Raw genomic sequence first — 26,848 nt, forward strand, 5'->3', positions numbered from 1 at the left:
GTTCAGCGGATTCGGTCGTCGCGGCGCGGGGTTCGACCGGCTTCGAGATACCTCGACAGCACCGGCCCGATGACGGCGAGGGACTGCGGCTCGATCATGTCGTTGTGTCCGCAGTCCACCCGGTGCTCCACGATTCGACCGGTCACCAGCGGTCTCCACTCGTCCGCCGACCGGGCGCGCGTGGTGCCGTCGTCGTCGCCGGTCGCGGGGAAGATCAGCAGCGCGCCATCGTAAACCTGCGGCTCGAACCGGTGGACCAGTTTTCGTGAATTCTCGTATCCGGCGTTGATTCGCTCGAGGTGTTCTCCGCGCAGTCCGGAGTCACTGCCCCACGATTCGTTGAGGAGTTCCGCCGCGCGTTCGTACGTGAGGTCGCCGTCGGTGGCGACGACGAGCCCCAGTCCGCGGAGCAGATCCCGCATGTCGAGCTTCCCGAACAGCGGATCCTCTCCGTTGTCGGGATAGCTGTCCATGACCGCGAGGGTGGCGACCTCCTCACCGGCATTCTGGAGTTCGACGGCCATCGCGTGGGCGATGACCCCGCCCAGCGACCAGCCGAGGAGGTCGTACGGCCCCTCCGGCTGGATGGCCTTCATCTCCTCGACGTACCGGTGCGCAAGTTGTTCGATCGACTGGTAGTCGCCGTCCCCGCTGATCGTGGGCAATTGGAGTCCGTACACCCGGCGGTCGGCGGGCAGATACCGGATGAGGCCCGCGTACCCCCAGGAGAGCCCAATTCCCGGGTGGACACAGAACAGCGGCCGTCCGGTGCCCTCGGTGCGCAGCGGAATCACCACCCCGAGTGCCTCCATGACACCGCCCTCCGCCGACGGCAGTGCGATCCTGCCGGCGAGGCCGGACGGGGTGGGATCGAGGAACATCCATTGCAGCGGGATCTTCCGGTCGAGTCTCTCCTGCAGGGCGGCGATCACCTTCGTGGCGAGCAGGGAGTTGCCGCTCCGCTCGAAGAAGTTGTCGTCCGCCCCCACCCGGTCGAGCCCGAGGACGTCGGCGAAGACGTCCACGACCGCCGCCTCCAGGTCGTTCGCGGGCAACCGGAAGCGGGCGCCCGACAGGAACTCGGGTGCGGGCAGTGCGGCGCGATCCAGCTTGCCCACCGGCGTCAGCGGAATCTGTTCGAGCACGACGATCGCGGCGGGCACCATGTGGGCGGGCAACCGCTGCCCGACGAGACGGGTGAGTTCCGCGGTGTCGACGTCCGCGCCGCCGATCGGACGGACATACGAGACGAGCAGCGGTTCCCCCGCAGGCCCGGCACGGCCGACCGTGACGGCGAACCCGACGTCGGGATGGGTGGTGAGTGCGGCGTCGATCTCGCCGGGTTCGATGCGGAACCCGCGGATCTTCACCTGGAAGTCGGTGCGCCCGACGTACTGGAGGGTGCCGTCCCGGCGCCACCGCACCACGTCTCCTGTGCGGTACATCCGCTCGCCCGGGACACCCCAGGGAGCGGCCACGAAGCGGGAGGCCGTCAGACCGGGCCGACGGTGATACCCGGCCGCCAGGGCGCGTCCCGACACGTACAGCTCACCGACCACACCGACCGGCACCGGGCGGAGCCGCGGATCCAGCACGACCTCCGAGACGCCGCGGGTGGGTGCGCCGAGCGTGATCGGGTCGCCCGGCACCAGCACGTCGCTGATGTTCGACATGATCGTGGTCTCGGTCGGCCCGTACGCGTTGAACATCCGGCGGCCGGGCGCCCACCGGGCGACGAGTTCGGGTGGACAGGCCTCACCGGCCACGACCAGCGTCCGCAGCGACTCGAAGCCGAGGGGGTCCATCGACGCCAGCGCGGTCGGGGTGACGAATCCGTGGGACACGCGCTCGTCGCTCAGCAGTCCGGCCAGTTCGGTGCCGCCGTAGATCGTCGGCGGAGCGATCACCAGCGTCGCACCCGCACAGAATGCCATCACGAGTTCGAACACGGACGCGTCGAAACTCGGCGACGCGAAGTGCAGCACCCGGGAGCCGGGGGTAACGGCGAGACGGTCGCGCTCCTCCGCGGCGAGGTTCGCCAGGCCACGGTGCGTGACGGCCACTCCCTTGGGGATACCCGTGGATCCGGACGTGTAGATGAGGTACGCGGGATGTGATTCGTGCAGCGGTGCCGTCCGGTCCCCGTCGGTGACGGGGGCGGGCGACTGCACCCGGATCCGCTCCTCGTCTTCGGCGTCGTCGAGCACGATCCAGTTCACTGTGTCGGGCAGCCGATCTCGGGGTGCCCGGAGGGTCACCCCGGACACGGCACCGGAGTCGGTGAGCATGTGCTCGATGCGGTCGAGTGGATACCCGGGGTCGACCGGCAGGAACGCGGCGCCCGTTCGAGCGACGGCCCACACCGACAGCACCGATTCGATCGAGCGCGGCAGGCTCAGAGCGACGGTGGTTCCCGGACCCGCACCGTGCTCGATCAGCCGGCGCGCCAGCCGGTTCGATGCCTCGTCGAGTTCGCGGTAGCTGATCGTCCTGCCCCGGTAGGACACCGCGTCGGCGCCCCGGTCTCGATCGACCGCGGCCGACAGCAGTTCCGGCAGAAGGACATTCGGGGCGTCGGGTGCTCCGTGCGCCGGGGTGAGCGCCGCGACTTCGTCGCTGCCGAGGATCTCGATGTCGCCGACCGGAATGACGGGTTCCGCGGTGACCGTGTCGAGGATGCGCACGAACCGTTCCGCGAAACCCCGCACCGTGTCGGCGTCGAACAGGTCGGTCGCGTAGTCGATCGCACCCACCATGCCCGCGGGCGCGCCGTCCGCGGCGAACCGCTCGTCGAGGATCACCTCGAGGTCCACCTTCACGACGTCGAGGTCGGGATCGAGCCCCTCGACGCTCAGCCCCGGCAACCGCAGCGTGGGAGTCTCGGTGTTCTGGAATTCGAGGGACACCTGGAAGAGCGGCGAATGGGCGGTCGACCGCACCGGTCCGACGGCGTCCACCACCCGTTCGAAGGGCACGTCGGCGTGCGCGAAGGCGCCGAGATCGGCATCGCGGACCCGCGTGAGCAGGTCACGGAACGGCTGTCCCGCCTCGACGGGGGTGCGCAGGGCCAGCGTGCCGACGAACATTCCGACGAGGTCGTCGAGCGCCGCCTCACCGCGGCCCGCGATCGGGGTGCCGATCGCCACGTCCCCCGTGCCGCCGAGCCGCCCGAGCAGGACCGCGAGTGCGGCGTGCACGATCATGAACTCGGTGGACCGGTGCTCTCGCGCCGCCGTCCGGATTCGCTCGTGGAGGCCGGGGGCGATCGCGAAGCGCACCCGGTCGCCGTGGAACGACTGTTGTGCGGGACGCCGACGGTCGGCAGGCAGTTCGAGGAGTTCGGGCAGCCCGGCCAGCGCCGACTCCCAGTAGGCCAGTTGCCGCGAGAGCAGCGACCCGGGATCGTCCTCCGAACCCAGCAGCCCGCGTTGCCACAGTGTGTAGTCGGCGTACTGGACCGGCAGCGGCGTCCATGCGGGAGCGCGACCGTGGACGCGGGACTCGTACGCGATCATCACGTCCCGCACCAGCGGTGCCATCGAGAAACCGTCGGCCGAGATGTGGTGAACCACGACGGCGAGCACGTGGTCCGTCGGGTCCAGGGAGAACAGGGCGACGCGCAGCGGTACGGCGGCGGCGACGTCGAAGCCGGCCGACACCAGCCGGGTGAGCTCCTCCCGGAGGCGGCTTTCGTCTGCGACCGCGATCGGCCCGAGCATCGGCGCTTGTTCCGATCGGCCACAGCCCTGGTGGCCGGTGGGCGCGAGGATCTCCTGGACAGGTTCGCCGTCGCGGAGCGGGAAGCGGGTGCGCAACGACTCGTGCCGGGTCACGACGTCCGTGACCGCGGCGGTCAGCGCATCCACGTCGAGGTCGCCGGTGAGCCGCACCACCATCGGGATGTTGTAGGCGGGCGAACTCGTGTCGAACTGGTTGATGAACCACATGCGTTGCTGGGCGTACGACAGCGGGATGCGGTCCGGGCGGTCCCCGGCGGTGAGGGCTGGACGGCCGGACGGACCCGCCCCCGCGTGCTCGATGCGCGCGGCCAACGCCTGGGCCGTGGGCGCCTCGAACAGCGCCCGCACGCCGACGTCGGTGTCGAGTGCGGCACGCAGGCGGGCCACCGCGCGGGTCGCGCTCAGTGAGTTGCCGCCGAGGTCGAAGAACCCCGCATCCGCACTCACCCGGTCGAGGCCGAGGACCTCCGCGAAGACTTCGGCCACCGTCGCCTCGACCGGATCGGCGGGTGCCCGGTATTCGCGCGCGCCGACGTCGAATTCGGGTGCGGGCAGGGCTTTGCGGTCGAACTTGCCGACGGCGTTCAGCGGGATCTCGTCCAGCACCGTGATCGACGACGGAACCATGTGGGCGGGCAGTCTGCCCGCGAGGCGGCGGGTGATCGTCTCGGTGTCGAGGGCTCGCTCGGGTGCGGGCACGACATAGGACGCGAGGAGTGTGTCCCCGGCCGGGCCGCGGTAGGCGACCGTGACCGCGAACCGGACGTCGGGGTCCGCCGCGAGGGTGGTGTCGATCTCGCCGAGTTCGATGCGGAACCCGCGCACCTTCACCTGGAAGTCGCTGCGGCCGAGGTACTCGATGGTGCGCTCGGGGGTCCAGCGCACGATGTCGCCGGTGCGGTACATCCGTTGCCCGGGCTCGGCGGGGTCGGCGACGAACCGTTCCGCCGTCAGCCCGGGGCGCCGGTGGTAGCCGCGCGCCAGTCCCGCACCGGCGAGGTACAACTCCCCCGGAACCCCCGCCGGAACGGGCTGCAGCCGGGAATCCAGCACCAACTCCGTGACACCGCGGATCGGTCCGCCGATGGTGATGCGCTCCCCCGGGGTCAGGGGATCGCTGATGTTGGACATGACTGTGGTCTCGGTCGGCCCGTACGCGTTGTACAACCGCCGCCCCGGCGCCCACCGGGACACGAGTTCGGGTGGGCAGGCCTCGCCGCCGACCGCGACGTCGGTGAACTGATCCAGGCCCGCCGGGTCGAGGGACGCGAGCGCCGCCGTGGTGACGAACGCGTGCGTGACGTGCCGATCGCGGATCAGCTGGGCGAGTTCGTCGCCGCCGAAGACGGTGGTCGGCGCGATCACCATCGTCGCCGCCGCGCCGAACGCCTGCAGGTATTCGAATACGGATCCGTCGAAGCTCGGTGTCGAGAAGTGCAGTGTCCGGGATCCGGGATCCGCTCCGAAGCGGGCGAGTTGATCGCGGGCGAAATTGTCGAGACCGCGGTGCGTCACGGTCACGCCCTTCGGCCTGCCGGTGGACCCGGACGTGTAGACGAGGTAGGCGGCCGTGTCGAGGGTGACCGGTGCCGTGCGGTCGCCGTCGCCGACCGGTGCCGCGGATGCGGCCGCGCACTCGGCGGCGAACGCGGGGTCGTCGAGGACCAGCCAGCCGATGTTCTCGGGCAGGCGGGCGCGATGCTCGGACGTCGTCAGCCCGAGTGCGCACTCCGAATCGGTGAGCATGTGCGTGATGCGCTCGCCCGGATAGTTCGGGTCGACGGGCACGAACACGGCCCCGGTCCTGGCCACCGCCCAGACGCACAGCACCGACTCGATCGAGCGTGGGATACCCACGGCCACCGACGTTTCCGGGCCGAGTCCGCGGGAGATCAGAGCACGGGCGAGCCGGTTGGACCGCTCGTCCAGCTCCCGGTACGACACCTCGACGTCGCCGGACGACAGGGCGACCGCATCGGGGTCGACCGCGGCGGCGTCCGTGAAGATCTGCGGGAGCGTGCGGACGGAGCCGGCGGGACCACCGCGGACCGGTACCAGTTCCGCGCGTTCGCGCTCGGTGAGCAGCGACAGCCGGGCGAGCGGAACGTCGGGTCCGGCGCAGGCGTCGAGCACCCGCACCACCCGCTCGGCGATGTCCTCGATCGCGCCGGGGGCGAACAGGTCGGGCACGTACTCGAACTTCAGGTGCAGGCTCGCCGCCGCCGACGCGACGAGGCTCAGCGGGTAGTGCGCGGCGTCGCGGGCATCCACGCCGGTCACGCGGAGCCCGGCGATGTCGGTGTCCTCCGACAGCCCCGCCCGGTCCACCGGGTACGACTCGAACACGGTGAGGGTGTCGAACCCGACGCCGGGACCCGCGGCGTCCTGGATCTCGGCGAGACCCGTGTAGTGGTGATCGAGCATCGCCGCCTGCTCGGCCTGCACCCGCTCCAGCAACGCGCCGAGCGTCTCCTCCGGGCGCAGTGTGACGCGCACCGGCACGGTGTTGATGAACAGCCCGACCATCGTCTCGATGCCGGAGAGTTCCGGCGGCCGGCCGGAAACGGTGGCGCCGAACACGACGTCGTCGCGTCCGGTGAGCATCCCCAGCACGATGCCCCATGCCGTCTGCAGAATGCTGTTGAGGGTGAGCCCGCGAGCGCGCGCGGATTCGCGCAGCCGGTCGGTCCGGTCCTCGTCGAGGTCGAACACCCACTCCCGCGACACGGTCGACAGCTGCCGAGCCCGGTCGGCGGGCACCAGCAGCGTCGGTTCCTCGACCCCCGCGAGGGCGTCCGCCCAGGCCCGCGCGGCCAGGTCGGTGTCGCGCCCCTTCATCCACGCCAGGTAGTCGCGGTAGTCCCGTACCCGGGGCAGCGGCGCGGGGTCGGCATTCGTGGCGTACAGCGTGAGCAGTTCCCGGATCATCAGCGGCATCGACCAGCCGTCGAGCAGGATGTGGTGGTTCGTCGACACCAGTCGCCGGCGTCCGCCGGGCGTCCGCACCAGCAGGAACCGGATCAGTGGTGCGGTGGCCATGTCGAAGGGGGTGGTCCGGTCGGCGGCCAGTAGTCGCTCGATCTCGGCGGCCGCCGCGTCCTGGCCCAGTCCGCTCAGGTCGATTTCCCTCCAGGGCACGGCAACCCGGCTCGAGACGACCTGCACGGCCCCGCCCTCGGAGTCGTGACAGAACGCGCTGCGAAGGTTCGGGTGACGGTCGAGGAGGGCGGCTGCGGCCCGGCGCAGTCGAGCCGCATCGACGTCGCCGCCGAGGTCGAGGATCAGCTGGACGAGGTAGGCGTCCACCGATTCGTCGGCCAGTTCGGCGTGGAACAGCATGCCTGCCTGCAGCGGTGACAGCGGCCAGACGTCGGTCATCGCCGGATAGCGGCGCTCGAGGTCGTCGATCGCGCTCTGGCCGAGCCGGACGAGGTTCAGGTCGGACGGGGTGAATCCGCCGCCACCGGACCGGGCGTGCGCGGTGAGGGCCTCGAGCGCGCCGACCCACAGGCTCGCGAGTTCGCCGACGTCGTCGGCCGCGATCACCCCGACGGGGAACGACCACGTGGCGGTGAGGGCGGGACCTGCGGCGGTGTCGGTGGTCCTGGCGTTCACGTCGACGACGGCCGCTGCGGGCAGCCCGGAGTGCGCGGCGGCGGCGAGGCCCGCGTCGGCGACCGGCGTCCAGTCGCCGTCCGGCGCGGAACCCGAACCGAGCCTGCCGAGGTAGTTGAAGCTCACCTGCGCGCCCGGCAGGGCCGCGAGCACGGGAGCCGTCTCGGGGGCGAGGTACCGGAGCAGCCCGAACCCGATGCCGTGGTCGGGGATCGACTGCAACCGCTCCTTCACCGCCTTGACCGCGGCACCGGCGGCGGGGCCGGCCGCGAACGCGTCGTCGACGTCCACGCCGCTCAGGTCGAGGCCCACCGGGAAGATCGTGGTGAACCAGCCGACGGTGCGGGCGAGATCGGCGCCCGGAACCACCTGCTCCTCACGACCGTGCCCCTCGAGATTCACCAGCGCGCCGGACGACTCGATCCCCCGCGCCCGGCGCCAGCGCACCAGCGCCAACGCCAGCGCGGTCAGCAGTCCGTCGCCGACACTCCCGTGGAAGGCCTGTGGCAGCGTCGTCAGCAGCGCCTCGGTCACCTCGATGGGGATCCGGACCTCGACGTCGGCGGTCTGGATGTCGGTGGCGGTGAGGGGCCGCGACCCGAGCGGCGGGTCCGGGGTGTCGAGCATCCGCCGCCACAGGTCGAGTTCGGCTGTGCGAGAGGGTTCCTGCGCCACGTCCGCGAGGGCGTGCGCCCACCGGCGCATCGACGTGCCGGTGCCGGGTAGGGTGGGCGACTCACCCGACAGCACCTGGGCGCAGGCGAGGGCGAGGTCGGGGACGAGGATCCGCCACGACACCCCGTCGACCACCACGTGATGGGCGACGATCAGCAGCCGTCCCGCGGCGGCCGGTGTCGCGTTGCTCGCGAACCACACCGCCTGCACCATCACACCCGACTCCGGGTCGAGCCGGCCCGCGGCGGCGTCCAGTTCGCGGGACGCGGCCTCGGTGAACGAGTCCACGGCGTCGTCGAGCGGCACCGTGCGCAGCACCGCGGTCGCCCGCACCCAGCCGGGCGGCGCGACCGCCATCGCCGCGCCGCGCTCGGCCCGGTCGCTGCGGTACAGCCGGGCGCGCAGCATGTCGTGCCGGTCCAGGACGGCCTGCATCGCCGCCGTCAGCGTGTCTTCGTCCAGTGCGGCGGGAGTGGTGAACAGCGCGGCCTGGGAATACCGCCGGAAATCGCCGTCCCTGCCCAGCATCCAGTGCAGGATCGGGGTCAGGGGGAATTCGCCGACGCCGCCGCCGGGCAGTTCCTCCAACGTGACCGTCTGCTCGCCCGCGGTCGCGACCTCCGCGAGTGCGGTAACCGTTTTGCGTTCGAACACGTCCCGCGGGGTGATCACCACCCCGGACGCCTTCGCCCGCGTGACGAGCTGAATCGACATGATGGAGTCGCCGCCCACCGCGAAGAACGAGTCGTCGACTCCCACCGAGTCGAGGCCGAGCACCTCGGCGAACAGGCCGGCGAGGATCCGCTCCGTCTCCGTCGCCGGTGCGCGGCCGAGCGACACCTGCCGTCCGAAGTCCGGTTCGGGCAGCGCTCGGCGGTCGAGTTTGCCGTTCACGGTGAGGGGCAGGGCGTCGAGTACCACCACGGCCGCGGGCACCATGTGCGCCGCCAGGCGGCCGGCGACCGTGTCGACGATTCCGGCCGGGTCCAGCACCCGGCCCGCCTCGGGCACCACGTAGCCCACCAGTCGCTCGCGCCGCGCCAGCACCACCGACTGCGCCACGCCGTCGCAGGCGAGGAGCGCCGACTCCACCTCACCGAGCTCGATGCGGAACCCCTTGACCTGAACCTGGAAGTCGTTGCGGCCCAAATATTCCAGCTGCCCGTCCGCGTTCCACCGGCCGAGGTCGCCGGATCGGTACATCCGCGAACCGGGTGTGTGCGGGTCGGCCACGAACCGGGTCGACGTGAGCGCGAACCGGCCCAGATACCCACGGGATACCTGCGCGCCCGACACGTAGAGTTCCCCGACCACTCCCGGCGGTACCGGGTGCAGGCGGGAGTCGAGCACGTACACGCGCAGTCCGGGCAGTGCCCGGCCGATCACGGAGGCCGACGCCGACGCGGCGAGTTCCTCGTCCAGCGGCAGGTGGCTGACGTGCACGGTGGTTTCCGTGATGCCGTACATGTTCACCAGCACCGGGGCGGTGTCGACGTGTCGCGCGTACCAGCGGGTGAGCTGTCCCAGGTCGAGGGCTTCGCCGCCGAACACCACGACGCGGAGGGCGAGTGCGGTGGTGCCGGCGACCCGGTCCGCCTCGGCGAGTTGGTAGAAGGCGGTGGGAGTCTGATTCAGGACGGTGACGCTCTCGTCCCGCAGCAGGCGCAGGAACATGTCGGGTGAGCGGGTCGTGAAGTAGTCGACCACCACCAGCCGGCCACCGTGGAGGAGCGCACCCCACAGCTCCCACACGGAGAAGTCGAACGCCGCCGAGTGGAACATGGTCCACACGTCGGACGCGTCGAACCGGAACAGCGGCTGCGTGTCCGCGAACAGGGTGACGACGTTGCGGTGCGCCACCTGAACGCCTTTCGGCTGCCCCGTGGATCCGGAGGTGTAGATGACGTACGCCACCGAGTCCGGGCGCAGCGGCCCGGTCCGGTCGCCGTCGGTCACCCGCAGCGGCGACGTACGGTCGAGTTCGGCCGCCACGTCCGGGCTGTCCACCAGGAGGAGCGGGACCCCGCTCGCCCGGACCGCGTCGGATTCGGCCTCGGTGGTCAGCACACACACCGGGCGGGCGTCGGCGAACACGAACGCGAGCCGCTCCGCCGGATACGTGACGTCCACGGGCACATACCCGGCGCCCGACTTCACCACCGCGAGCAGCGCCACCACCAGATCCACCGACCGCGCCGCGGCGACGGCCACCAGGGTCTCGGGGCCGGCGCCCCGCGCGATCAGCAACCGCGCCAGACGATTCGCCCGGGTATCCAGCTCGTCGTAGGTGAGCGACACGCCTTCGCACAGGACGGCCGTCGCGTGGCGGGATCGCTGCGCCGCCCGCTCGAAGAGTTCCGTCAGGGTCGCGTCCTGCGGTGCGGGCTCGGCGAGCGCCGGCAGCAGCAGGTCGCGCTCCACGGTGTCCAGGATCTCGATGTCGCCCACCGGGAGCTCCGTGGCACCGGCGACCGACTCGAGCACCCGGAGGAACCGTTCCCCGAACCGGGCGACGGTGTCGCGATCGAGCACATCCGTCGCGAACCGCAGTCCGGCAGCGAGTCCGGCAGGCGCGCCGTCCGCGTCGATCTGTTCGGCGAGGCTCAGTTCCAGGTCGAACTTCGCGACGCCGAGGTCCACGTCGAGCGAGTCGACGGTGAGACCGGGCAGTTCGAGGTGGGTGCCCTCCGCGTTCCGGAACTCGATGAGCACCTGGAACAGCGGGGTGTGCGACGTGGATCGTTCGGGGGCGAGATGATCGACCAGCCGCTCGAACGGGATGTCCGCGTGCTCGAACGCACCGAGGTCGGCGGCCCGGACCGCCGTCAGTACCTCACCGAACGACGCCCGCGGATCCACCACGGTCCGCAGGACGAGCGTGTTGACGAACATGCCCACCACGTCGTCGAGCACCGCCTGCCCGCGACCGGCGACGGGCGTGCCCATCGTGACGTCGTCCGTGCCCGACAACCGGGACAGCAGGACGGCGAACGCCGCGTGGACCGCCATGAACAGTGTCGAATTATGTTGGGTCGCGATCGTGTTCAACGCCCGGTGCAGCCGGGCAGGCACGTCGAACTCCACGACGCCCCCGCGGTACGACCGCTGGACGGGGCGCGGCCGGTCGACGGGGATCTGCAGCACCTCGGGCGCACCGGACAGGGTGTCCGTCCAGTAGCCCAGTTGCCTCGACAGCACCGAGTCCGGTTCGTCCACCGCACCGAGGAAGTCCCGCTGCCACACGCTGTAGTCGGCGTACTGCACCGGCAGCGGGGTCCAGCCGGGTGTCTCCCCCACGGTCCGGGCGGTGTACGCGAGCATGACGTCGCGGGCCAGCGGCATCATCGAGAACCCGTCGGCGGCGATGTGGTGCACGACGATCGCCAGGACGTGTTTCTCCGGCCCCCGCTCGAACAGCCGGGCACGGAACGGGATCTCGTCGCTCACGTCGAAACCGGTGCCGGCCAGGGCCGCGAGGGCGTCCCGCAGAGCACGATCATCGGAGACGGCCACCGGATCGAGGCCGGGCGTGGCCCGCCCCGGATCGACGATCACCTGGTGCGGTCCGTCGACCGACCCGGGAAACACGGTGCGCAGCGATTTCTGGCGTTCGACCACGTCGCCGACCGCTGCGAGCAGGGCGGCGTGATCGAGGGTGCCGGTCAGTCGCAGGGCGATCGGGATGTTGTAGGCGGGCGAGGACGTGTCGAACTGGTTGACGAACCACATCCTTTGCTGCGCCAGCGACAACGGGATCCGGTCGGGGCGCGGTCGTGCGGTGAGCGCCACCGACGGGGTGGTCGCCGTCGCGGCCGAGTCGATCCGGACGGCCAGATCGGAGACGACAGGCGCGTCGAACAGTGCGGCCACACCGATCCCGGCGTCGAGGGCGGAGTTGATGCGCGCGACCGCCCGGGTGGCGCTGAGCGAGTCGCCGCCGAGTTCGAAGAAGCTGTCGTCGGCGCCGACGCGCGGGGCACCGAGCACGTCGGCGAACACCTGCGCGACGGCCTCCTCGATCGGAGTGGTGGGCGCCCGGTACCCGAGGGTCGCCCACGTGAATTCCGGTGCGGGCAGCGCTTTCCGGTCGAGTTTGCCGACGGGGGTCAGCGGAATCTCGTCGAGGACCACCACTGCGGCGGGCACCATGTACTTGGGCAGGATCCGGCCCGCGAACGCGAGCACGTCCGGTGCCGCGACCTCCTCGCCGTCGTGCGGCAGCACGTACGACACCAGCGCCGTGTCCCCCAGTGGGCCCGGCCTGCCGAGGGTCGCGGCGAAGTCGAGGTGGGGGTGGGTGGTGAGAACGGAATCGATCTCCCCCAGTTCGACGCGCTGACCGCGGATCTTCACCTGGAAGTCGCTGCGCCCGAGGTATTCGAGGGTGTGGTCGCGACGCCACCGCACGACGTCGCCCGTGCGGTACATCCGGCCGCCGCCGTAGGGGTCGGCGACGAACCGCTCCGCGGTGAGAGCGGGCCGCCGGTGATATCCGCGGGCCAGAGCCGTTCCCGCGATGTACAGCTCACCCGGCACCCCGGCCGGAACGGGCTGCAGCCGCGCGTCGAGGACCGACAGCGCGATGCCGCGGACGGGGCCCCCGATGGTGACCGGTTCTCCCGGTCTCATCGGCCGGCTGAAGGTGGTGAGGATGGTGGCCTCGGTGGGGCCGTAGCCGTTGAACATCGCCCGATCCGCACCCCACGCGGCGACCAGTTCGTCGCCGACGGCGTCGCCGGCCACGACGAGCGCCTCGAGGTGCTCGATACCGTCGCGCTCCACGGTGGCCAGGACGGCCGGGGTGATGCAGGCGTGGGTGACGCGTTCGCGACGCAGCAGCGCCGCCAGTTCCGCCCCGCCGTAGACGTCGGGGGGAGCGATCACGAGCTTCGCCCCCGCGGCACACGACTGGACGAGTTCGAGTATCGCCACGTCGAAGCTGGGTGAACAGATGTGCAGGCACCGGGCGTCGGGCGACACGGTGTAGTGCTCGGTCTGCTCGGTGAGCAGGTTCGCCAGACCGCGGTGGGTGACGACGACACCCTTCGGCCTGCCGGTGGATCCGGACGTGTAGATCGCATACGCGGCGTGGTCGACGTCGAGCACCGACCGGCGGTCCAGGTCGGTCACGCGGGCGGAGGGTGCGGCGGACCACGTGCGGTCGAAGACCGGATCGTCCAGCACCAGCCACGGCACGGAACCGGGCAATCGATGCCGGTGAGCCGACGTCGTCACACCCAGTGCCGCACCGGAATCGGCCAGCATGTGCTCGATGCGGTCGGCGGGATAGTTCGGGTCGACGGGCACGAACGCCGCGCCCGCTTTCGCGACCGCCCACACCGCGAGCACCGATTCCCGTGACCGGGGCAACCCGAGCGCCACGAACGTCTCCGGTCCGGCACCACGATCGATGAGCACGCGGGCCAGCGCGCTCGACCGCTCGTCGAGTTCGCGGTAACTCGTCTCGCGTCCGTCGAAGACGAGCGCGGGCGCCTCCGGCCGGTTCCAGGCCGAGGCCGTGAGGATCTCCGGCAGGGTCTTCGGCGGCCCGGCCGGGGCGCCGGACACCGCGGTGTACTCCTGGAGTTCGGCCTCCGACAGCAGCGTGACGTGGGCGATCGGCGTGTCGATGTCCGACAGCAGGATCTGCACGACGCGCGCGACGCGGGCCGCCACCGACTCCGCGAACTCGCCCTGGAAGACGTTCGGCTGGTAGCGCAGTCGCAGGTGCAGTCCAGTGTCGGCGTGCGCCATCAGGGTGAACGGATAGTGGGTGGAGTCGATCCCCTCGATCCCCGCGACGTGCATGCCGTCGATGTCGGTGTCTTCCGACAATCCCATGCGGTCCACCGGATACGACTCGAACACGGTCAGCGTGTCGAACGCGGCGCCCGCGCCCACGGCGCGCTGGATCTCCGTGAGTCCCACGTAGTGGTGATCGAGGAGGGCGGACTGTTCACGCTGAAAACGCTGCAGCAGTTCCGCGAGCGTCTCCTCGCGGCGCAGGCGCAGCCGGACGGGCACCGTGTTGATGAACAGCCCCACCATCGACTCGATGCCGGCGACTCCCGGTGGGCGGCCGGACACCGTGGCTCCGAAAACCACGTCCTCGCGCGTGCCGAGCGTGGTCAGCACCAGCCCCCACGCCACCTGGACGAGGGTGTTCATCGTCAGCCCGTGCTCGCGCGCGAGCGCCTCGAGCGCCCGGGTCTTCTCCTCGCCCACGTCGAGGCGCACGTCCTCGGGTTCGGCGAAGCTCTGCTCGCCGCGCGCCGCCGGTGCCACGAATGTCGGCTCGTCCGAGCCGGCGAGGGCGGATACCCAGGCGGCCGTGGAGCGTTCGTGGTCCTGCCTGCCGATCCACTGCAGGTAGTCGCGGTACGACGTGACGCGGGGAAGGGCCGTCGTGTCGCCGTCCGTGGCGTAGAGGACGAGCAGGTCCTTGATCACCAGTGGCGTGGACCATCCGTCGAGGAGGATGTGGTGATGCGTGACGACCAGCCGGCACCGGTCGGGTGCGGTGCGCAGCACCGTGAATCGGAGCAGCGGCGCCTCGGACATCTCGAACGGGACGGCGCGGTCGGCCGCCACGAGTGCCGACGCCTCCGCGGCGAGCCGGGTGTCGTCGAGATGTGTCAGGTCGACCTCGGTCCACGGCGCGGTCACCGAATCGAGTACCACCTGGACCGGTCCGCCGCCGGTGTCCGCGAACGCCACCCGGAGGTTCGTGTGCCGGTCGAGCAGGCCCTGTGCGGCGCGGCGGAGCCTCGCGGAGTCGACGGTGCCGCGCAGGTCGAGGACCAGCTGCACCTGATAGGCGTCGAGGCGATGCTCGGACAGCTGCGCGTGGAACAGCAGACCCGCCTGCAGCGGTGACAGCGGCCAGATGTCGGCGAGGTCCGGGTAGGTGCCCTCGAGCCGGTCGATGTCTGCCTGCACGACGGGTACCAGATCGAGATCGGACGGTGTCAGCCCGCCCGCGCCCGGACGGCTCGCGTGCTCGGCCAGGGCGGTGAGTCCTCGAACCCACAGTGCGGACAGCTCTTCGACGTCCTCGGCGGCCAGCACACCGGCGGGGTACGACCACGTCGCCGTGAGCACCGGTGCGCCGTCCCGGACGGTGGTGGCGGCGTTGACGTCCACCACCCAGGCGGCGGGCATGTCGTAGTTCTGGGTTCCGCCGAGGTCCCCACTGCCCGCGACGGGCAGCCAGGGCACCTCGCCCGCGCTCGTCGCCACCCGGCCGAGGTAGTTGAAACTCACCTGCGGTGGCCGGAATCGGCTCAGCGCCGCGGAGCCGACCGCATCGAGGTACCGCAGCATCCCGTAACCGATGCCGTGATCGGGGATCGCGAGCAGCTGTTCCTTGACCGCTTTGATCGCGGCCCCGGCCGCGTCGTCGCCGGCGAGGGCGGCATCGACGTCGACGCCCGCGAGGTCGAGTCGCGCCGGGAACAGTGTGGTGAACCATCCGACGGTGCGGGACAGGTCGGCGCCGGGGACGACGTGGTCTTCGCGGCCGTGACCCTCGAGGTTGACCAGCACGTCGGCCGTCTCGACCCCACGACGGCGCCGCCACCGAATCGTCGCCAGTGTGAGCGCCGTGAGCAGGCCGTCGCCGACGGTGCCGTGGAAGGCCGCGGGCAATGTGGTGAGGAGTGCCTCGGTGACGTGTGCGGGTACGTCCACGGTGACGCGGCCCGTCGTGGCATCGACGTCGACGGCCGGATCCAGCGCCCGGAAGCCGAGAAGCGGATCGGGGCCGTCGAGGATCGACTGCCACCGCCCCGCTTCCGTGCGCCGGGCCGCGACGGCATCGGTGAGTCCGTGCGCCCACCGCCGCATCGACGTCCCGATGGCAGGCAGCGCGGCGGGAAGGCCCTCGGCGACGCGAGTGTGGGCCGCCGCCAGATCCGAGATCAGGATCCGCCACGACACGCCGTCGACCACGAGATGATGCGCGACCAGCAGCAGCCGCCCCTGCCCGCCGGGACCGTCGAACCAGAGCACCTGCACCATGCTGGCCGAGGCCGGGTCCAGGCGGTCCGCCGCCGCATTCAGTTCCGCTCTCGCCACCGCATCGAAGTCGCCGGCGTCGAACGACGTGACGGGCACGCGATGGATCAGCGCGTCGGCAGGCACCGATCCGGTCGGCAGCACCGTCATGGCCCACTGCCCCGACTCGTCGACGGCAAGCCGCGCGCGGAGCATGTCGTGGCGGTCCAGCACGGCGTCGACGGCGGCGGCGAGATCGTCACGGGTGAGCCGGGGCGGCGCGGTGACCAGCACCGCCTGCGAGAACCGGTTCAGCCGGCCGCCGCTGCGCCCCAGCATCCACGCGACGACGGGTGTCAGCGGAACCGGGCCGACGCCACCGCCGGGCAGTTCCTCCAGCACCACGGCATCCGCGCGCTCGTAGTGGGCCACCTCGGCGAGACCGGCGACGGTCCTGCGCTCGAACACGTCCCGCGGGGAGAGGATCAGACCCGCAGCCTTCGCGCGGGCCACCAACTGGATCGACATGATGCTGTCGCCGCCCAGCGCGAAGAACGAATCGTCCACACCCACCGACTCGAGTCCCAGCACATCCTGTAACAGGCCGGCGAGCAGCGCCTCCGTCTCGGTGCGTGGCGGACGACTGTCGGTGACGGCGACCCCGAAGTCCGGTTCCGGCAGCGCCTTCCGGTCGAGCTTGCCGTGGACCGTCACCGGGAGTGCCGCGATCACCACGACGGCCGCGGGCACCATGTACGACGCGAGCCGCGTGCCTGCGAACTGCACCACCTCACCCGGATCGACGTCCGCGCCGGGTTCGGGGACCACGTACCCGATCAGCCGGTCGCCGGAGTGGCCGTCCCGGCGCACGTCGGCGACCGCCGCCGCCACGTCACCGTGTGCGAGGAGCGCCGACTCGACCTCGCCCAGCTCGATCCGGAATCCGCGGATCTTCACCTGGAAGTCGGTGCGCCCGAGGTAGTCGAGTTGTCCGTCCGCCGTCCAGCGCACGAGGTCGCCGGTCCGGTACATCCGGCCACCCGCAGGCCCGAAGGGGTTGGCCACGAAGCGTTCCGCGGTGAGCGGATACCGACCGTGATAGCCGCGCGCGAGCGCGGGGCCGGCGAGGTACAGCTCCCCCGCGACCCCCGCCGGCACGGGATGCAGCCGCTGATCGAGAACCGCCTCGGTGAACCCGAGCGTCGGCGCGCCGATCGTGACCGGTCGGCCCGGCGCCAGTGGGGTGCTGATGCTCGACACGACGGTCGACTCGGTCGGACCGTACGCGTCGAACATGGCCCGGCCCGGCGCCCAGCGGGCCACCAGTTCCGGCGGGCAGGCCTCACCGCCGGTCACCACGCACCGCACGCTCTCGAGGCCGGCGGGATCGACCGAGGCGAGCGCCGCCGGGGTGACGAAGCAGTGTGTGACCCGCTCGCGCAGCAGCAGTTCCGCCAGCTCGTCGCCGCCGTAGACGGACGGGGACGCGATCACCATCGTCGCGGCCGGCCCGACCGCCAGCATCAGCTCGAGCACCGAGGCGTCGAAGCTCGGCGACGCGAAGTGCAGGGTCCGGGACGCCCCGGTCGTGCCGAACGTGTTCTGCTCCGTCGCAGCGAGATTCGCCAGACCGCGGTGTGTGGTCACGACGCCCTTCGGTCGGCCCGTCGATCCCGACGTGTAGATGACGTACGCGGGGTGGTCCACGTGTAACGCCGACGTGCGGTCGGTGTCGGTCACCGCCGCCGCCGGGAGCAGCGCCAGCTCGGCCTCGGTCCCGGGCTCGCCCGGCACCAGCCACGGGATCGACGCGGGGAGGGCCGACCGCAGCGCGGCCGTGGTGAGACCGGCGACGGCGCCGGAGTCGCCGAGCATGTACTCGATGCGCTCGGCCGGATGGTTCGGGTCGACGGGCAGGAACGCGGCCCCGGTCTTGGCCACCGACCAGACGGCCAGCACGGATTCGATCGACCGCGGCAATGCCAGCGCCACCACCTGTTCCGGGCCGACGCCGCGCTCGATCAGGAGGCGGGCGAGCCTGTTCGACCACTCGTCGAGGTCCCGGTAGGACACCGGACGCCCGTCGAAGGACAACGCCGCAGCATCCGGGTCCGCGGCCGTGGCGGCCCTCAGCAACTGCGGCAGCGTCCGTGCCGCCACGCCGGGGCCCCCGCTCGCGGACGTCAGTGCGGCCCGCTCGCCGGCGCCGAGGACGTCGACGTCGCCGACCGGGGCGTCCGGCGACTCGGTGACAGCGCTCAGGATCCGGACCAGGCGCTCGGCGAACGCAGCCACCGTGTCGGCGTCGAAGATGTCGGTGGCGTACCCGAGTGCCGCACTGATGCCCGCGGGATGTCCGTCGGCGTCGACGTTCTCCCGCAGGGTCAACTGGAGGTCGAAATTGATCGTGTCGAACGCGAGGTCGAGGGGTTCGACGTGCAGGCCGGGCAGCTCGAGCTCGGGGCGCTCGGTGTTCTGGAATTCGAGCATCACCTGGAACAGCGGCGAGTACGCCGTCGACCGGGAGGGACGCAGGCGCTCCACGACGCGTTCGAACGGGACGTCCGCGTGCGTGAACGCCCCGAGATCGGCCTCGCGGACCTGCGCGAGCAGCTCGGCGAACGTACGGGAACCGTCGACGGGGGTGCGGAGCACGAGGGTGTTCACGAACATCCCGACCAGGTCGTCGAGCTCGGCCTCGCCGCGGCCGGCGATGGGTGTGCCCACGGCGATGTCGTCCGACGCGCTCAGCCGCGACAGCAGGATCGCCAGCGCGGCGTGCAGGGCCATGAACACGGTCGATCCGTGCCTGCGGGCGAGCTGCACGACGCTCCGGTGGAGATCGGGGGCGAGTTCGAACTCGACCCGGCCTGCACCCAGGGTGCGCGCGGCCGGGCGGGGCCGGTCCGTCGGCAGTTCCACTACGTCGGGGAGGCCGTCCAGCGTGGCGGTCCAGTAGGCGAGTTGGCGGGCGAGCGGCGACCCGTCGTCGTCTTCGCCCCCGAGCCAGTCTCGTTGCCACAGTGTGTAGTCGGCGTACTGCACGGGAAGCGGGGTCCAGTCGGGCGCGGCGCCGCGGCACCGGGCGGTGTACGCCGACAGGACGTCGCGGGCGAGCGGAACCATCGAGAAGCCGTCCGCCGCGATGTGGTGCACGACCACGGCGAGCACGTGCTCGCGCTCGGTCACCCCGAACAGCCGGGCCCGCACCGGCGCCTCCGTCGTCACGTCGAACCCGGCGGAGAGCAGCCGGTGAAGTTCGGCGTCGAGGTCCGCCGACCCGACGGCGTGCGGGGTGAGAGCGGGCGCCACGTTCTCCGCCGCGAGGATCACCTGCCGCGGACCGCTGTCGGTGAGGGGGAACAGGGTGCGCAGGGACTCGTGGCGCTCGACGACGTCGGTCACGGCCGCCTGCAGCGCCTGCGCGTCGAGAGTGCCGTCGAGGCGGAGCGCGATCGCCACGTTGTACGCCGCGCTGGCCGTGTCGAACTGGTTGATGAACCACATCCGCTGTTGTGCGAGCGAGACGGGGATCTCCCGCGACGGATCCCGCGGGGTCGGCGCCGGCCGCGATTCCGGGCCGGAGCCCCCGGCCTCGGCGCGGGCGGCCAACCCGGCGACGGTCGGGGCGTCGAACACGTCACGCACGCCCAGTCGGTTGCCGACCGCAGCGTTGATGCGGGCGACGAGCCGGGTCGCGGAAAGCGAGTTCCCGCCGAGCGCGAAGAAGCTGTCGTTCGCCCCGACCCGGACGACGCCGAGCAGGTCGGCGAACACGGCGGCGACGATCTCCTCCACCGGATTGCGCGGGGCGGCGAATCCCACTGTCGACGTTCCGAAATCTGCTTCCGGCAGCGCTTTCCGGTCGAGTTTGCCGTTTACCGTCAGGGGCAGGGCGTCGATCACCACCACCGCGGCCGGCACCATGTACGACGGTACGGTCTCCCCGACCGCGCCCAGAACCGCCGCCGCGTCGACATCCGCACCCGCCTCCGGGACCACGTAACCCACCAGCCGGTCGCCGTCCCGGTCGTCGCCGCGCACCACGACCACCGACTGCGCGACCCCGGCGCACGCGGCCAGGGCGGCCTCCACTTCGCCGAGTTCCACCCGGAAACCGCGCAGCTGCACCTGGAAGTCGCTGCGCCCGACATACTCGAGCCGTCCGCCCGCACCCCACTTCACGACGTCGCCCGACCGGTACATGCGTGCCCCCGCCCGGTGGTGGTCGAACGGGTCGGCGACGAAACGCGTCGCGGTCAAACCCTGCCGGCCGATGTAGCCGCGGGTCACCTGGTCGCCGGACACGTACAGCTCGCCCACCACCCCGGGCGGCACCGGATGCAGCCGGCCGTCCAGGACGTAGACGCGCAGACCGGGGAGTCCGCCGCCGATCACCGAGCCCGGCACGGACGCCGCCAGCGCGCGGTCGAGGGCGAGGAAGCTGACGTGCACCGTGGTCTCGGTGATGCCGTACATGTTCACCAGCACGGGGGCCCGGTCGTCGTGCCGGGTGTACCACCGCTCCAGCTGCCCGACGTCGAGGGCCTCGCCACCGAAGATCACGTGCCGCAACGACAGTGGTGTCTGGTCAGTGTCCTCGACGGCGCTCGCCGCACGGTCGGCCTCCGTCAGCTGGTAGAACGCCGTCGGGGTCTGGTTCAGCACCGTCACCTGTTCCCGGCGCAGCAGTTCGAGGAACGTGTCCGGCGACCGTGCGGTGAAGTAGTCGACCAGCACCAGCCTGCCACCGTGGACGAGTGCACCCCACAGTTCCCAGACGGAGAAGTCGAAAGCGTACGAGTGGAACAGCGTCCACACGTCGGATGCGTCGAACCCGAACAGTTCCCGGGTGTTGGCCAGCAGCGTGACGACGCACCGATGCGACACCTGCACGCCCTTCGGCCGCCCGGTCGATCCCGATGTGAAGATGACGTATGCAATGGCGTCGGCCCGCAGCGGCCGCAACCGGTCCGAATCGGTGACCGGCAGCCCGGACAATTCCGCCACCGCACCGGCCGTCGCCGGAGTGTCGATCACCACCACCGGAATCCCAGCCGGTGCCAGCGCGGAGAATTCGGCGCTGACCACGGCGCAGACGGGCTGCGCGTCGTCGAACATCGCCGCCACCCGCTCGGCGGGATAGCTGGTGTCGACGGGCACGTACCCGCCACCGGCCGCGAGCACGGCCAGCAACGTCACCACGAGGGCAGGCGTGCGATCCACCATCACCGCGACCAGCGACTCGGTTCCCACACCCTCGGCGATCAGCAACCGTGCCAACCGGTTCGCCTGCTCGTCCAGTTCACCGTAGGTCATCGTCTCGTCGCCGCTCACCACCGCGGTGGCGTCCGGGGTTACCGCGGCCACCCGCGCGAACAGCTCGACCACGGTCTGCGCGTCGACAGTGGCACCCTCGCGGTTCCACCGGTCCAGCACCAGATCGCGCTCGGCCGCACCGAGAACCGGAATGTCGCCCACCACCGCCGCCGGGTCGTCCACCACCGCCCGCAACACCCGGACGAAACGCTCCCCGAACCCGTCCACCGACGTCCGGTCGAACACGTCCGTCGCAAACAGGAAGGCAGCGGACATCCCTGCCGCGGTGCCCTTTTCGTCGTGGTGTTCGGCGAGCGACAGTTGCAGATCGAATTTGGCGACACCCGGGTCGACGTCCACCGCTTCGACGGTCAGGCCCGGCAGTTCGAGGTGGGCGCGCACGGTGTTCTGGAATTCGAGCAGCACCTGGAACAACGGCGAGTGGGATGTGGACCGGCCGGGAGCGAGCTCGTCGACGACGCTTTCGAAGGGAACGTCCGTGTGCCCGAACGCGCCGAGATCGGTGTCCCGGGCCCGGGCCAGCACGTCGACGAACACCTCGTCCGACTCCACCGGGGTTCGTAGCACCAGCGTGTTGACGAACATCCCCACGAGGTCGTCCAGCGCCGCCTCGCCGCGGCCCGCGATCGGGGTACCGATGGCGACATCACCCGATCCGGACATCCTCGACAGCAGCACGGCGAGCGCCGCATGCATCACCATGAACAGCGTCGCGTTGTGCTCGCGCGCGAGGAGCAGCAGTTGCCGGTGCAGGCCCGCGTCGATCGAGAACGCCGCCGTCGCGCCCTCGAGTGAGCGGGTGACCGGCCGGTTCCGGTCGAGCGGCAGCGCGCTGACCTCCGGTAGTCCGGCCAGCACATCGCGCCAGTACCGCAGCTGCCGGGACATCAGGCTGTCCGCGTCGTCGGCACTGCCGAGAAGGCGACGCTGCCACACGCTGAAGTCGGCGTACTGCACGGGCAGCGGCTCCCAGCTCGGCACGGTCCCGGACCGGCGCGCCGAGTAAGCGACCATCAGGTCGCGGGCCAGCGGCGCGAGCGACGCCCCGTCGGCGGCGATGTGATGCACCACGATCACCAGCACGTGTTCGTCGGGGCCGGTCCACAACAGCGCCGCGCGCAGCGGGACCTTCGCGCTCACGTCGAACCCGCCGGCGAGGAGGGTCGCGATCCTCTCGTGCAGCGACTCGTCGCCGTCGACGTGCGGGGTGAGGTCGGGGAGGACGTCCGCGGTGTCGACGACCACCTGGTAGGGCCCGTCCGGCGACGCCGGATACACGGTGCGCAACGACTCGTGCCGCTCGATCACATCCCCCACCGCGGCCCGCAGCGTGTCCGCGTCCAGAGGACCGGTGAGGCGCACGGCCATCGGGATGTTGTACGCCACCGACGCCGGGTCGAACTGGTTGATGAACCACATCCGTTGCTGCGCCAGCGACAACGGAATCCGCTCGGGCCGATCCCCGACGATCAGGGGTGGCCGGTCCACGAGCTCCGTACCGGCACGGCGAACGTAGGCCGCCAGTAGTTCGACGGTGGGCGCCTCGAACAACGCCCGCACACCCACGTCCGATCCGAGTGCCGCGTTGACGCGCGCGATCACCCGCGTCGCCACGAGAGAATTGCCGCCGAGGTCGAAGAAGCTGTCGTCGACACTGATCCGGTCGACGCCGAGGACCTCCGTGAAGACCTCGGCGATCGACTCCTCGACCGGGTCGGTCGGCGCCTTGAACTCGGCGGCGGCGGACAGGAACCGCGGTTCCGGCAGCGCCGCCCTGTCCAGCTTCCCGACCGGGTTCAACGGGATCTCGTCCAGCACCACGATGACCGACGGAACCATGTACGCCGGCAACCGGTTCCGCACCTGCCGCAGCAGTTCCGTCGTCTCGATCGGCCTGCCCGCAGCCGGGACGACGTACGAGACCAGGACTGTGTCCCCGGACGGTCCCGGCCTGCCGATGGTGACGGCCAGTCGCACGTCCGGATGTGTCTGCAGCATCGCGTCGATCTCGCCGAGCTCGATGCGGAAACCGCGCACCTTCACCTGGAAATCGCTGCGCCGCAGGTACTCGAGCGTGTGGTCGGGCCGCCACCGCACCACGTCACCGGTGCGGTACATGCGGCCCCGGCCGTACGGGTCGGCGACGAACCGCGCCGCCGTGAGGCCCGGCCGCCGGTGATACCCCCGGGCCACGCCGCACCCGGCGATGTACAGCTCACCCGGTACCCCCACGGGCACCGGACGGAGCCGGGCGTCGAGCACCACTTCCTCGGCGCCCCGGATCGGCCCGCCCAGCGTGATCGGGTCGCCAGGGGTCATCGGCGCGCTGATGTTCGCCATGATGGTGGTCTCGGTGGGACCGTACGCGTTGTACAGCCTGCGACCCGGCGCCCACCGTGCCACCAGCTCCGGCGGGCAGGCCTCACCGCCCACGACCACGTCGAGGAAGTCGACCAGTGCATCGGGCGGGATCGTGCCGAGCGCGGCGGTGGTGACGAAGCCGTGCGTGACACGTTCCGACTTCAGCAGGTCGGCCAGTTCCGCGCCGCCGTACGCGGACGGCGGCACCACCACCATTGTCGCGCCCACCCCGAAAGCCTGCAGGTACTCGAAGACGGACGCGTCGAAACTCGGGGTCGAAAAATGCAGCGTCCGAGACGATCTCGTGGCACCGAACCGCTCCTGCTGGTCTGCAGCGAAGTTGTCCAGCCCGCGGTGTGTGACGGCGACGCCCTTCGGTTGCCCCGTCGAGCCGGACGTGTAGATCAGGTACGCAGCATTGTCGAGGTGCAGGGGCCGAATGCGGTCGGAGTCGGTCAGCGGACGATCGGAGCGGGCGGCGGAGTCGGCCTGGAAGTCCGAATCGTCCAGCACGCACCACGGAATCGAGTCGTGCAGGCGGCCGCGCACCGACTTCTCCGTCAGACCCAGCACCACACCCGAATCGGCGAGCATGTAGTCGATCCGATCGGCCGGGTAGTTCGGGTCCACCGGAACGAATGCCGCCCCGGTCTTCGCGACGGCCCACACGGACGCCACCGACCGGAACGAACGCGGCAGCGCCAATGCGACGAACGATTCCGGTCCCACCCCGCGGTCGATCAGCATCCGCGCGACCTGCGTGGACCACCGGTCCAGTTCGCGATACGACAACTCCTCGCCCTGCCGGGACAGGGCCGTCGCCGCCGGATCCAGTGCCGCGGCGTCCGCGAACACGTCGGACAGGGTGCGCTCGGACCGGCCCGGCCGTCCTCGTACCGGTGTCAGCGCGGAATATTGGTCTTCGGAGAGGATCTCGATGTCACCGACCGGGACATCCGGATCGGCCGCCATCGCGCCGAGAATTCGGAGGTACCGTTCGGCGGCCACCCGGATCGTGAGGGCATCGAACAGGTCGGCGGCGAAACAGAACTCGATGGTGACGCCCGCCGGTCCGCCCGACTCGTCGGCCGCCTCGGTGACGGAGACGCGCAGGTCGAGACCGGACACGGTGGAATCGGCCGAGCCGGGCGCGCGGGTGTCGAGCAGCACCTGGACGATCGGTGCGTACGCGTCCGACGCCGACCCTCCGAGTTCCCGCACCAGGCGGTCGAACGGAACGCCGGTGTGCGCCACCGCCTCGGTGGCGACGTCCCGGACGTGCGCCAGGTAGTCGCGGCACGACATCTCGCTCGCGTACCGCGACCGCACCACCACGGTGTCGGTGTGATCGCCCACGTCCACCGCCGTTCCGACGGCGATGTCGCTGCTTCCGGTGACCCTGCCCAGCAGGATCGACAGGGCCGTCAGGAACACCATCCGGCCGCTGGTCCCGGCGGCATCGGCCAGTGCGGCCACACGCCGGTGCAATTCCCCCGGCACCACCACGGTGACCCGGTCGCTCGCCTGCGACAACCTCGCGGGCCGCCGACGGTCGGTGGGCAGCGGCAGGAGGTCGGGCAATCCGTCCAGCTGCCGGCGCCAGTACTCGATTTCCGCCGCCTCGCGCAGAAGTCGTTCACCGGTGCGGGAACTGATCTCGTGGATGCTGCCCACCCGGGACGCCGGGTCTGCGGTGGCGAGTTCTTCCAGCAACTCGACGAACTGCCGGTGGTGCTCCCGCAGTTCGTCGTCCTCGTAGCGGCTGGGGTTCGCGCGGAAGTCCACGAAGATCCTGGTGGGGGTGCCGCTCTGGTACACGTTGATCAGCAGGTCCTCGACCGGACCCGACGTGACGATGTGGAAATCGCCGAGGAGCGGACCCAGCGCGACCTCCTGGCGGAACAACATGACGTTCACCATCGGCCCGTACAGTGCCGTCGTCGCGGTGTCGCCGGCGTCGCGGCGGATGTCGTCGAGGCTGCACCGCTGGTGCCGCAGTGCGGCGACCAGCTCACGCTGGACCTTCTCGATCAGTTCCGCGACGGTGTCGTCGGCCCGGACGCTGACGGGCATCGGGGCCACGTTGACGAGCATGCCCCCGGAATTGCGCAGCACCGCCGTGGTGCGCGCCGACACCGGAATGGTCACCAGCACATCGGTTCTGCCGGTGCGTCGCGACAGGTAGCACGCCGCGGCCGCGATGATGGTCGCCGCCGACAGGCTGTCGCGGGAATCGAGAACGGCCACGACGTCGTCCGAGAGGACCGCGCTCTCCACCGTACTGGTGGCCGACACGTGCCCCGCCGTAAGCGCCAGCGTGGTGCCCTCGAGCCCGGCCACCCGCCCCGCCCAGTACTCCCGATCGGTCACGAAACGCTCGGATTCGCGGTACCGGCTGTCGATGTCGTACAGCTGCCGCAGACTCACCGCACGGTTCGGATCCGGTTCGCGGCCCGCGATTTTCGCGGAGTACCGGTGTGCGATCCGGCGCAGCATCGTCATGGCGCCGTAGCCGTCGAGAGCGACGTGGTGAATCCTGCTGTACCACAGGAAGTGCGCGTCACCGATCTGCAGGATCGACGTCTCCACCAGCCGGTCGGCGCTCAGATCGAGCGGCGTGACGTAATCACGTTCCATCCATTCGTGCGCCGCCACCACCGGATTTTCTTCGGCACGGAAGTCGACGTACGCGATCGACGTGTCCGTCCGATGGTCCACGTACTGCAGCGGCCTGCCGTCGACGTCGTACACCTTGAGGAAGGGCGATTCGAATTCGCGGGCCGCTTCCACCGTCTCCTGCCGCAGCAGGTCGATGTCCAGCGCACCGTGGAACTCGACGTACTGGGCGATGAAGATCGGGACCTGCGGTTCGAGTTGCTGCGCGAACCACGTTGCCCGCTGCGCCGCCGAGAGCGGAAACGGTTCGCCGTCGCCCGGAGCGGAATCGGTCAGTCCCTCCCCCGGGACACGGAGGTCCGCGGGGCGGCGCGTTTCCCCCGCCCCCGGAACGGGTCCTTCACTTTGTCCAGGGCACACTCGAACTCGACCTCGCCCCGCCCTACCAGGACGGACGCACTGTTTCGAGTATCCGCCCGCAGGGCGCGCCGGGTCCAGGGCACTGC

At 70.9% G+C, this 26,848-nt stretch carries 1 protein-coding gene; it reads right to left on the reverse strand.

All coding sequences use genetic code 11. The annotated features are described in order from the left end of the window. Positions 1 to 2 precede the first annotated feature (2 nt). The gene (locus DTA22_RS23505; protein ID WP_112301079.1) at positions 3 to 26,762 is read right to left on the reverse strand and encodes a non-ribosomal peptide synthase/polyketide synthase; all 26,760 of its coding nucleotides are present in this window, start codon (positions 26,760 to 26,762) and stop codon (positions 3 to 5) included. Positions 26,763 to 26,848: the final 86 nt, after the last annotated feature.

The sequence above is a fragment of the Rhodococcus wratislaviensis genome (genome assembly GCF_900455735.1).
GTDB lineage: Bacteria > Actinomycetota > Actinomycetes > Mycobacteriales > Mycobacteriaceae > Rhodococcus_F > Rhodococcus_F wratislaviensis.